We start from the raw sequence: 10809 nt of genomic DNA on the forward strand, positions 1-10809 counted from the left end.
ACGCAGCATCGCACGCGACCGCAGGAAGGACTGTCATGACGATGACCGAGCGCGCGGCAGCACCTTCGGCGGTCCGCGCGACGGCCCCCGAGGTCCGCCGGACAACGCTCGCCGTCACGGTGATGTTCGCGCTCAACGGCGCGGCCTTCGCCACCTTCGCGTCCCGCCTCCCGGACGTGAAATCGCTGCTGGCGCTGTCCGCCGCCGGTCTCGGCCTCTTCCTGATCTCCGGATCCATCGGCAGCGTGATCGGGCTGCCGATGTCCGGCTGGATCACCGGCCGCCTCGGCTCACGCGTCGCGGTGCGGCTCGCGGCACTGATCACGACGGCGGCATACCTCGGCACCGGCGCAGCCATCGCCGCCCACCTGCACTGGGTCGCCGTGCCGTGCCTCCTCGTCGCCGGCTGGGGCATCGGCCTGTGGGACGTCTCGATGAACCTCGAGGGCGCGATCACCGAGCGGCACCTCGGCCGCTCGATCATGCCGCGCTTCCACGCGATGTTCAGTGCCGGCACCGTGCTGGCCGCGCTGATCGGTGCCGCCGCCACCGCGGCGCGTGTTCCGGTCTGGTTGCACGTCGGCGTGATGATGTGCCTCATCGCCGGCGCGGGAATGTGGGCGGCGCGCGCCTTCAACTCCCTCCCTCGGCTCGACGAGAAATCCGTGGACTGCGTTGACGTTGCGCCCGTTTCACACTTCAGCGTCTGGCTCGACCCCCGCGTGCTCCTCATCGGCGTCGTGACGCTCGTCGCGGCATTCACCGAGGGCACCGCGAACGATTGGCTCTCGCTCGCCTTCGTCGAAGGCCACCACGTGCCCACATGGGCCGGCGTGCTCGCGTTCGCCCTCTTCCTGGCCTGTATGACGGCAGGGCGTCTCGTCGGCACGACCCTTCTCGACCGGTTCGGGCGCGTCCCGGTGCTGCGCGCGTGCTTCGGCCTCGCGATCATCGGCTGCCTGATCGTCGTCCTCGGGCCCACTCCCCTGGCGTATGCCGGCATCCTCGTCTGGGGCGCGGGGGTCTCGCTCGGCTTCCCCGTCGGCATGAGCGCGGCGGCTGACGACCCGGTCATGGCCAATGCGCGCATCTCGGCGATCAGCACGATCGCCTACAGTGCCTTCCTCGCCGGACCGCCGTTCCTCGGGCTGCTCGGTGAGCACGTCGGCGTGCTGCACGCCCTGCTCGCGGTCGGCGCCGCCGCGACGGTCGCGCTCGCTCTGGTGCCCGTGGTGCGGGAACCCGCGCCGCCGGCTGACGTTCTGCCCTGAGCAGAAACCGTGGAGTTCACACGTGACCGGAGCTACCGTCGGGCTCATGGGTGACGTGCGACAGCTCCGACAGCGTCCGACGGTCGAGCCGCTGTGGCGGGACGTGCTCGGCGGACAACTCCGCCGCATCCGGTTGCACCGCCGGTTGACGATCACCACCACCGCCGAGCGAGCCGGCATCTCGGCGCAATACCTCTCCGAGGTCGAGCGCGGCCGCAAGGACCCGTCCTCGGAGATCGTCGCAGCCATCGCAGGAGCGCTGGACTGCACGCTGGCCGACCTCACCGAACTCACAGTCCGCGAGTTACGGCGGGCCACCGCTCCGGCCGTGCTCGAACTGCGCAGCAGCACGAGCACGCCGGCACCGGTGAGCCTGCGCGGCCCGGTCGCGCTCGCCGCCTGAAGTCACGTCCGGTAGGCCATCACCTCATCCGCGAGCCCGTAGTCGACCGCGGCCTGCGGGGTGAAGATCCGGTCCCGATCGGTGTCCTTGCGCAAGGCCTCGACGGTGCGGCCGGTATGCCGCGCCAGCACCTCCTCGGCCTCGGAGCGCAACCGGATCACCTCGTCGGCGGCCAGGATGATGTCAGGTATGGCGCCACGGCCGCTCCCGGACGGTTGGTGCAGCAGCACTCGCGAGTGCGGCAGGACGCTGCGTCTGCCCGGTGCACCGGCCGCCAGCAGGATCGCCGCCGTCGAACACGCTTGCCCCACACAGGTCGTCGCGACGGGTGAGCGGACGAACTGCATGGCGTCATACACGGCGAACGTGGCGGTCAGCGAGCCGCCGGGTGAGTTGATGTAGAGGTTGATCTCCTGGTCCGGCGAGGTGGACTCCAGATGCAGGATCTGCGCGATCAGCGCATTGGACACACCGTCGTCGATCTCGGTGCCGAGATAGACGATCCGCTCGGCCAGCAGGTGGCTGTAGACGTCCATGATCCGGTCGCCGCGCGGTGACGGTGCCACGACATTCGGGATGGTGTATGTCGTCATGACGAAACTCCTAGTCCGACAGGCGTTTTCCGCGGTTTGATGCTCTCCAGATCGGTGATGACCTCGTCGATGAAGCCGTAGTCGGCCGCCTGCTCGGCGGTGTACCACCGATCACGGAGCGAGTCCTCGAAGATGCGCTCGAGCGGTTGACCGGTCAGCTCCGCGGTGATCCCGAGCACCGTGTCGCGGGTATGCCGCAGGTCGTCCGCCTGCAACTCGATGTCGACGGCGGTCCCGCCGAACCCGGCGCTGCCTTGATGCATCAGGATCTTGGAGTGCGGCAAGGCATACCGCTTGCCCTTCTCCCCCGCGGTCAACAGGAATTGCCCTGCGCTGCAAGCCATTCCGAGCGCCAACGTCGACACGTCATTGGGAATGGCACGCATGACGTCCATGATCGCGAGCATCGCCGGCACCGATCCTCCCGGCGAGTTGATCCAGAGACTGATGTCGGCGCGCGGGTCCGCCGCCGACAGGAGGTAGAGCTGGGAGATCAGCCGGGTGCCGATCTCGTCGTCGAGAGCGGTGTCCAGCACGATGACGCGCTGGTCGAGGAGATGCTCGGCGATCTGCCGGCTCAACGGATGGGGCGGTCGTGGCTGTTCATCGGTCATGCGTCGAGCATCACCGAAAGCGGCTGCACTGCACCAGGTTTCGCTGCTGTCGGCAGCAAGCGAGCCGATCACCGTACGATCACGAGCATGACCATCACGCAGCAGCTGACCGATCTCGCCCCCGACGGGAGCCTGGTCGCAGCCATCAACCTCGGCAACCCGGTGCTCGCCCAGGGCGCGCCCGACGATCCGCGTGGCGTGACGGTGGACCTGGCACGCGAGATCGGACGCCGGCTGGACGTCGAGGTGCGTTTCCTGTGTTTCGACGCGGCGCGCAAGTCGTTCGCGGCGCTCACCTCCGGATCTGCGTCCATCGCGTTCCTCGCCGACGAGCCGGCCCGCGCACGCGACGTCACGTTCACCGAGCCCTACGTGGTGATCGACGGTGTGTATGCCGTGCCGGACTCCTCGCCATACCGCACCCCCGCCGAGGTCGACGCGCCGGGCGTGCGGATCGGCGTCAAGGAGGGATCGGCATACGACCTGTTCCTCACCCGCACGCTGGAGCACGCCGACATCGTCAGAGGCAGCGAGGGCACCACGGTGTTCGCCGAGCAGGCGCTCGACGTCGCCGCCGGGATCCGGGAACCGGTGACGTCGTACGTCGCCGAACACCCAGGCCTGCGCCTCATCGACGAGCCGTTCATGCAGATCCGGCAGGCGATCGCGACCGGCAAGAACGTCCACCGGCAGACCACCGCGTGGCTGGACCACCTGCTCGACGAACTGCTCGCCGCGGGTTTCGTCCGCGACTCGCTGCGCCGCGCCGGGAAGTCGGAGGGCCTCGCTGCACCGCGTACCTGAAGGTGACAGGCTGGACGGCATGGCCAACCGACTCCGGGACGCACGGTCCCCCTACCTCTTGCAGCACGCCGACAACCCGGTCGACTGGCAGGAGTGGGGCCCTGAGGCACTGCGCGAAGCCGCGGACCGGCAGCTGCCGATCCTGCTGTCCGTCGGGTACGCCGCCTGCCACTGGTGCCACGTCATGGCGCACGAGTCCTTCGAGGACCCGCAGGTCGCGGCAGCGATCAACGACTCGTTCGTCGCGGTCAAGGTCGACCGCGAGGAGCGGCCCGACATCGATGCGGCCTACATGACGGCCACCACCGCGATGACCGGCAACGGCGGCTGGCCGATGACCTGCCTGCTGACGCCGGACGGCAAGCCGTTCTTCGCCGGCACCTACCTGCCGAAGGCCCAGTTCCTCCAACTGCTTTCGGCCGCGCAGCACGCGTGGGAGAACCAACGGGACCAGGTCCTGGCCTCCGGCGACAACGTCGCGACCCAGCTCGCGGCGGCAGCCGGCCGGGGCACGCCGGTCAGCATCACCGACCAGATGACGAGGTCCGCCGTCGCCACGCTCCGGCAGTCGTATGACGCCACGCACGGCGGCTTCGGCGGGGCGCCGAAGTTCCCCCCGAGCATGGTGCTGGAGTTCCTGCTGCGCCACCACGCCCGCGCCGGCGACGAGGACGCACTCCGCATGGTCGCGCACAGCTGTGAGTCCATGGCCAGGGGCGGCATCTACGACCAGCTCGCCGGCGGGTTCGCCCGCTACAGCGTGGACGCGACCTGGACAGTGCCGCACTTCGAGAAGATGCTCTACGACAACGCGCAGTTGCTGCGGGTCTACGCGCATCTCTGGCGTGCCGACCGATCCGCCTTCACTGCCCGGATCGCCACCGAAACAGCGGAATTCATCCTGCGCGACCTCGGCACGCGCGAAGGCGGATTCGCGAGCGCGCTGGACGCAGACACCGATGGAACCGAGGGCGCGACCTACGTCTGGAGTCCCGCAGAGCTCCGCGACGCGCTCGGAGCCACCGACGGCGACCGCACCGCGGAGTTGCTGGGCGTCACGCCCGAGGGGACCTTCGAGCACGGCCGGTCGACCCTGCGGCTCCCCCGCGACCCCGACGACGAGGAGTGGTGGACGGCCACCAGAGCCACGCTGCTCGCCGCGCGAGCCCGGCGGCCCCAGCCGGCACGCGACGGCAAGGTGGTCACCTCCTGGAACGGCCTGGCGATCAGCGCCCTCGCCGAGGCGTCGATGGTCCTGCGCGTGCCCGAATGGCTCGACGCCGCAGTCCGATCCGCCGAATATCTCCTCGATCGCCACCTGATCGACGACCGGCTCCGGCGCGCCTCGCTCGGTGGTCACGTGAGTGCGGCGCTCGGTGTCGCCGACGACTACGGCAACTTCGGTGAGGCGCTGCTCGTGCTGCACCAGGCAACCGGCGACCACCGGTGGCTCGCCGACGCCCAGCAGGTGCTCGCAACGGCGACCGAGCTCTTCACCGACCCGTCGGGCGGTTTCCGGGACGCCGCCACAGACGGCGAGCAACTCTTCTTCACGCCACGCGGGGCCGGCGACAACGCCGAACCCTGTGGCACCTCGAGCCTGGCCGGCGCGCTGCTCACGCTCAGTGCGCTCACCGGAGAGACGCCGACCCGGGAGCGCGCCGAATCCGCCCTCGCGGCAATGGGCGAAATCGCCACCCAGGCACCGAGATTCGCTGGCTGGGCGCTCGCCGTCGCCGAGGCCGCACTGGCCGGCCCCACGCAGGTCGCGATCGTCGGCGACGACCGGGCCGCCCGCGGACTGGCGCGGGCCGCCTGGGAAACGCCCGGGGCCGGACCGGTCATCGTGCGGGGCGCGCCCGACTCGACGCAGAGCCCGTTGCTCGCCGACCGCCCGCTCGTCGACGGCCACGCCGCGGCATACGTCTGTCACGGCTTCGTCTGCGCGGCTCCGGTCACCGATCGTGACGCACTGGTGGCCGACTTGCGGCATCGCTGAGACCCAGCAAACGAGCACCGTTGTGCCACAGCACTTTCCGCATCCAGTCGGCACCGAGGTCCAGCTTGGCCAACGCTGCGATCTGGTGCGCGTAGGGATAGGGGATGTTCGGGTAGTCGGAGCCGAGCACGACGCGATCCGGCAGCTCGCGAAGCCGGCCGGCATACCCGTCTGGCAACGGCGCGAACCGGTCGGTGAAGTCGGTCGCGACCATGGTGGTGTCCACGTGCACGTTGCCGTAGCGCTCGACGAGGTCCGCGAACTCGTGATATTCGGGCATGCCCGCGTGCGCGACCACCAGGGTCAGCTCCGGGTGCCGGCTCAGCACACGCGCAATGCGCTGTGACCCGGTGAACTCTCCGGCAATGGGCGCGGACCCGGCATGTATGACGACAGGCACACGCGCCTCCGCCAACAGCTCCCACGCCGGGTCCAGCAGTCCGTCGTCCGGCGCATACCGCCCCACCTGCACGTGCATCTTGAACAACCGCGCGCCCGCCGCCAACGCCTCGGCGACGTAGTCCGCCACGTCCGGCTCCGGAAACAGCGTCGCGCAGTGCACACCGTCCGGCACCCGTGCGGCGAAGTCGCGACACCAGGCGTTGAGCCAGCGCGCCATACCGGGCTTGTGCGGATAGGTCAGTGCTGGGATCGCCCGCACCCCGAAGCCCCGCAGCACGGCCAGCCGGGTCGCCTCGTCGAACCGGTAGGTGATCGGCCACGCTGTCCCGTAGTGCTCCTCTGCACCGTCGAAGTAGGCCCAGACCTTGCGCAGCATCGGCTCCGGCAGGAAGTGAACATGAACGTCCGCCAGGCCGGGAAGACCCAGCGACGCCAGGTAATCCGGGATGTCGCCGTCGGTCGCGGGCCCAGGCGTGGTCACGGGAGCACGTTCGCACGACCGGTCACGAGGGCAGCCTAACGACCCGGCCGTCGTCGCCCTGGAGTTGAATGGCCCCCATGACACAACAACCGGCCGCGGAACAGTCATCGCCACCGCGGGAAGTGCTCACCTGGGACACCTTCGGCGCCGCAAGCCGGGAGCTGGCGCAAGCAGTCTTCGACGACGGCTATCGCCCCGACCTGATCATCTCGATCGCCCGTGGCGGCCTGATCCCCGCCGGCGCGATCAGCTACGCCCTCGGCATGAAGAACGTCCATGTCCTCAACGTCGAGTTCTACACCGGCGTCGACGAGCGCCTGCCGATGCCCGTCATGCTGCCTCCGGTGCCGCAGCCGGTCGACCTCTCGGGCGCGACCGTGCTCGTCATCGACGACGTCGCCGACACCGGTGGCACGCTCGACCTGGTCCGCAAGTTCTGCGAGGGGCACGTCAAGGAGACCCGCTGCGCGGTGATCTACGAGAAGTCCCGCTCGGTCGTGAAGTGCGAATACGTCTGGAAGCGCACGGATCAGTGGATCGACTTCCCTTGGTCGAGCCTGCCGGAGATCAACTGAGCGGCGCTGCACCCTGCGGGCGCACGAACGGAAAGGCGAGGGTCGCCTTGATGCTCTGCCCGGTGAGCATCATCACCGTGCGGTCCACGCCGAGGCCGAGCCCCCCGGTGGGCGGCATCGCGTATTCCAGCGCGGTGAGGAACGCCTCGTCCAGTTGCATGGCTTCGACGTCGCCGGCCGCGGCGGCGATGGATTGCTGGGTGAAGCGCTGCCGTTGGTCGACGGGGTCGGTCAATTCGCTGTATGCCGTGCCGATCTCCGCACCGAACGCCACCAGGTCCCATTGCTCGGTGAGCAGCGGATCGGTCCGGTGCCGGCGCGCGAGGGGCGACACCTCCACCGGGAAGTCACAGTAGAACGTCGGATAGGTCGTCTGCTTCTCCACGAGTGCTTCGTACAGCTCCATCACGAGATGCCCGGCGGCATGCTCGGTCCGCACGGCGACGCCGTGCGCGTGACACAGCGCGGCGAGTTCGTCGCGCGGCGTGCCGGTCGTGACGGAGGTCCCGACGGCCTTGGAGACTGCGTCGTGCACCGTGATGACCGGCCACGGCGGCGTGAGATCGATCTCCTCGAGATCGCCGCTCTGGTTGGGACGCAACGCGATCGGGCGGCCGTGGATGCTGGTCGCCACCCGCAACAGTGTCTCGCGGGTCAGCTCGCGCATGGTGTTGTAGTCGCAGTAGGCGGCATACGCCTCGAGGGAGGTGAACTCCGGGTTGTGCGTGGCGTCCGCGCCCTCGTTCCGGAAGTTGCGGTTGATCTCGAAGATCCGCTGCATGCCACCGACCGCGAGCCGCTTGAGGTAGAGCTCCGGCGCGATGCGCAGGTAGAGCTCCATGTTGTAGGCGTTGATGCGGGTCTTGAACGGCCGGGCGGCCGCGCCGCCATGGACGGGTTGCAGCATGGGCGTCTCGACCTCGAGGTAGTCCTGCTCCGTCAGTACCGCGCGGATCTCGCGGATCGCCACCGAGCGTTGGACGAGGAGTCGCCGGGCCGCGGGATCCATGATGAGCTCGAGTGAGCGGTTGCGCGCCCGGAGGTCGTCGCGCAAGCGCGTGTGCAGACCCGGCACCGGTCGCAGACACTTGGCGGCCATCTCCCAGCTGGTCAGCAAGACCGACAGCTGTCCGTTGCGCGAGGTCGCGACCGGCCCGGTCACGCTCACCAGGTCGCCGAGGTCCACCGTGTGGCGCCACAGCTCGCGGGCGGCCCGCGGTGAGCCGGCCGCGGTGACCATCACCTGGATCCGGTGGTCGTCGTCCTCCAGCACGGCGAAACACACTCCGCCGAGGTCGCGGATCGCACGGACCCTCCCGGCGACCGAGACGATCTGGTCGGTGACCTGGTCCGCCGGCAGGCAGTCGTATGCCGCGAGGATGTCCCACACCCGGTCGGTGCGGGCGACGGCGACCGGGTAGGCGTCGACCCCGGCCTCGTCGAGGGTCTCCAGCTTCCCGCGCCGGACCGACTGCTGCTCGGAGAGCCGGACCGATGGCGGCGCGGGCAGCAAGAGGGCTTCCTCCTGCTCGCGCACCCGCTCGACGAACCACGGCTCCGGCCGAGGGGCCTGCACGTCCGACGGCCGCGGCCCGGTGAGGACGCGGGGACCCACCATCGGGACGAAGCCTTCGGCGATGCCCATCGCGAGCCCGGCTCGCGGCACGGTGAGTGCGGGGTCGTAGCACAGCAGCCGCGGTACCCAGGTCGGCTTGTACTTGTCGTTGGACCGGTAGAGCGTCTCGAGCTGGAAGAACCGCGACGCGAAGGACAGGGCAGCGTCGTTCAGCCGGGTGATCGGACCGGCACCGACCTGGTCGGCGCTGCTGAAGATCTCCCGGAACACCGCGAAATTGAGCGAGATCCGTCGTATGCCGTGCTCGGGCGCCGCCTCGATCAGCTGGGAGACGAGGTATTCGTTGAGCCCGTTCTCCGCGTCGCGGTCACGGCGCATCAGGTCCAGCGACACACCGCGCACCCCCCACGGCACGAACGACAGGAACCCACGGATCCGACCGGTCGCGTCCTGCGCAGTGATGATCACGCACCGACCGTCGGCGGGGTCGCCCAGCCGGTTGAGCGCCATCGAGAACCCGCGCTCGGCCTCCTCACCCCGCCATTCCTCGGCAAGTTCAGCGATCCGGTCCAGTTCGCTCGCGGTCAGCTCGGCGTGTCGCCGCACCCGCGTGGTGTAGCCGGCGCGCGTGAGCCGGGTCGCGGCCTGGCGCACCGGCCGCATCGAGCGACCACGCAGCGAGAAGGACTCGACGTCGATGATCGCCTCGTCGCCGAGCGCGAAGGCCTTCAGACCCGCCTCGACGTATTCGTGGGTGGCTCGTTCGGAGCTGGCCAGCACCGCGGGATACAGCCCGTGCTGGCGGCACTGCTCGAGCCAGGCATGGATCGCCGGCTGCCAGGAGCTGGGTCGGCCGATCGGGTCGGCACTCGCGACGCTGACACTGCCCTCGTTGCGGTAGGTGATCGCTGCCTGGCCGTCGGCGGAGAAGACGACGCTCTTGTCGCGTCGGGTGGCGAAGTAGCCGAGCGAGTCGTTCTCGCCATACCGGAGCAACAGCCGCCGTATGGCGAGCTCCTCGTCCGCAGTCTGGAACTGCCGACCGCGGCCGGACCGGACGAAGACCAGGCTGGCGAGCAGGAGCGCGATGGTGGACATGATGCCGGCCAGACCGTAGATCCAGGTGTGGCCGAGATGTCCGTCGAGGCCGGGCGTCGCGGTGTCCGACGTGAGCCCGAAGGTCGATCGCAACGCAAACCGGATGATCTCACGCGTGCCGTGCAACGTTTGCGGGGCCGCCATGGTGACGACGGCGGTGACCACGAATGACACCGCGAGTCCGGCGACCAACACCACGAATGCCGCCACGCGACTTCCCGGGGCAAGCCGTGCCGGGAACGCTCGCCGGCTGGCGGCCACGGCGACGAGCACGATGCACCCGACGGCGAAGGCGAAGGTCGCGGCCGGCACGCTGGTGACGAACGTGTGGTAGTCCCGGTCGAAGCCGCTGAGCCGGGAGTCCTGGAAGATGTCCTGCCGGAAGACGGCGCCGATCAGCAACAGTGCGCTGCTGATGACGCTCAGTGCCATCAGCAGAACGACGACCGCGTGTGCGAAACGCAGCCTTCGGCGGATCGCGCCGGCGAGCACGAAGAGCAGGCAGACGATGAACAAGCTCGGCTCGGCGGGGACGTTGAGCAGTCCGAGGGCGTCGTTGACGATGTCGACGACGATGTTGCCGTGCAGCGGCACACTGATCAGCGACCAGGCAGCGGCGAACATGAAGGCGCGCCCGACCCAGCGAGCGACCTGCTCACGCCAGGGAGTTCCCCCGCGATGACGTTGCGCCGGACCGCCATAGGGATTGAACGAGCCGCGCAGCACCTTGGGCGTCCACACTCTGCTGCCGCTCACCTGGCCCCCTTCGCCATGTCGTGCTTGTCAAAACACTGTGATCCTAGCCAGCGCACGCGCGAGAACGCTGAGTGCAGCTTTATCGGCCGCTCACAATTACCCGAGAAATTCCCGAACCGGCACAGTCGTCCCCGGGCATGAAAATGGCCCCGCCTGAATCAGGCGGGGCCACTTCATAAATGATGTTCGGCGGTGTCCTACTCTCCCACACCCTACCGAGTGCAGTACCATCGGCGC

At 69.1% G+C, this 10809-nt stretch carries 9 protein-coding genes; 5 read left to right on the plus strand and 4 right to left on the minus strand.

Features of this window, described 5'->3' with window-relative positions:
• Positions 1 to 35 precede the first annotated feature (35 nt).
• Both ACN8HC_RS16790 and ACN8HC_RS16795 read left to right on the plus strand, forming a co-directional pair.
• Positions 36 to 1271, plus strand: coding sequence for an MFS transporter (locus tag ACN8HC_RS16790; protein ID WP_490075989.1), 1236 nt, complete (start codon positions 36 to 38; stop codon positions 1269 to 1271).
• A gap of 46 nt (positions 1272 to 1317) precedes the next feature.
• A complete protein-coding gene (locus tag ACN8HC_RS16795) occupies positions 1318 to 1674 on the plus strand; it encodes a helix-turn-helix domain-containing protein (RefSeq protein WP_490075990.1) in 357 nt (118 codons plus the stop codon).
• Between the two features lie 2 nt (positions 1675 to 1676).
• Here the strand turns inward: ACN8HC_RS16795 and ACN8HC_RS16800 are convergent, their stop codons facing one another.
• Entirely contained in the window at positions 1677 to 2267 is a 591-nt protein-coding gene (locus ACN8HC_RS16800; protein WP_490075991.1) for a ClpP family protease, read from the minus strand.
• Positions 2264 to 2881: a ClpP family protease gene (locus ACN8HC_RS16805; RefSeq protein ID WP_490075992.1), complete on the minus strand. Its 618-nt coding sequence runs from the start codon at positions 2879 to 2881 to the stop codon at positions 2264 to 2266. The genes ACN8HC_RS16800 and ACN8HC_RS16805 overlap by 4 nt, the downstream gene beginning before the upstream one ends.
• Before the next feature lie 87 nt (positions 2882 to 2968).
• Here ACN8HC_RS16805 and ACN8HC_RS16810 point away from each other — a divergent pair, with 87 nt between their 5' ends.
• Together ACN8HC_RS16810 and ACN8HC_RS16815 are read left to right on the plus strand one after the other, a co-directional pair.
• Positions 2969 to 3685, plus strand: coding sequence for a transporter substrate-binding domain-containing protein (locus ACN8HC_RS16810; RefSeq protein ID WP_490075993.1), 717 nt, complete (start codon positions 2969 to 2971; stop codon positions 3683 to 3685).
• 19 nt (positions 3686 to 3704) lie between these two features.
• Entirely contained in the window at positions 3705 to 5684 is a 1980-nt protein-coding gene (locus tag ACN8HC_RS16815; protein ID WP_490075994.1) for a thioredoxin domain-containing protein, read from the plus strand.
• On the opposite strand, the gene ACN8HC_RS16820 is transcribed toward ACN8HC_RS16815, so the two are convergent.
• Positions 5641 to 6567, minus strand: a complete 927-nt coding sequence (locus ACN8HC_RS16820; RefSeq protein ID WP_490075995.1) for an amidohydrolase family protein — start codon at positions 6565 to 6567, stop codon at positions 5641 to 5643. The genes ACN8HC_RS16815 and ACN8HC_RS16820 overlap by 44 nt on opposite strands.
• A 77-nt stretch (positions 6568 to 6644) precedes the next feature.
• On the opposite strand from ACN8HC_RS16820, the gene ACN8HC_RS16825 reads away from it, so the two are divergent.
• Positions 6645 to 7142, plus strand: a complete 498-nt coding sequence (locus tag ACN8HC_RS16825) for a phosphoribosyltransferase (RefSeq protein WP_490075996.1) — start codon at positions 6645 to 6647, stop codon at positions 7140 to 7142.
• Here the strand turns inward: ACN8HC_RS16825 and lysX are convergent.
• Entirely contained in the window at positions 7135 to 10572 is a 3438-nt protein-coding gene (gene lysX, locus ACN8HC_RS16830; RefSeq protein WP_490075997.1) for a bifunctional lysylphosphatidylglycerol synthetase/lysine--tRNA ligase LysX, read from the minus strand. The genes ACN8HC_RS16825 and lysX overlap by 8 nt on opposite strands.
• Positions 10573 to 10809: the final 237 nt, after the last annotated feature.

It is taken from the genome of Flexivirga sp. YIM B11880 (assembly GCF_058148645.1).

Bases quoted from the DNA above. Each gene is read 5' to 3' on its own strand.
- ACN8HC_RS16795 (WP_490075990.1), top strand. From the start codon at position 1,318: ATGGGTGACGTGCGACAGCTCCGACAGCGTCCGACGGTCGAGCCGCTG.
- ACN8HC_RS16790 (WP_490075989.1), top strand. From the start codon at position 36: ATGACGATGACCGAGCGCGCGGCAGCACCTTCGGCGGTCCGCGCGACG.
- ACN8HC_RS16810 (WP_490075993.1), top strand. From the start codon at position 2,969: ATGACCATCACGCAGCAGCTGACCGATCTCGCCCCCGACGGGAGCCTG.
- ACN8HC_RS16800 (WP_490075991.1), bottom strand. From the start codon at position 2,267: ATGACGACATACACCATCCCGAATGTCGTGGCACCGTCACCGCGCGGC.
- ACN8HC_RS16805 (WP_490075992.1), bottom strand. From the start codon at position 2,881: ATGACCGATGAACAGCCACGACCGCCCCATCCGTTGAGCCGGCAGATC.
- ACN8HC_RS16815 (WP_490075994.1), top strand. From the start codon at position 3,705: ATGGCCAACCGACTCCGGGACGCACGGTCCCCCTACCTCTTGCAGCAC.
- ACN8HC_RS16825 (WP_490075996.1), top strand. From the start codon at position 6,645: ATGACACAACAACCGGCCGCGGAACAGTCATCGCCACCGCGGGAAGTG.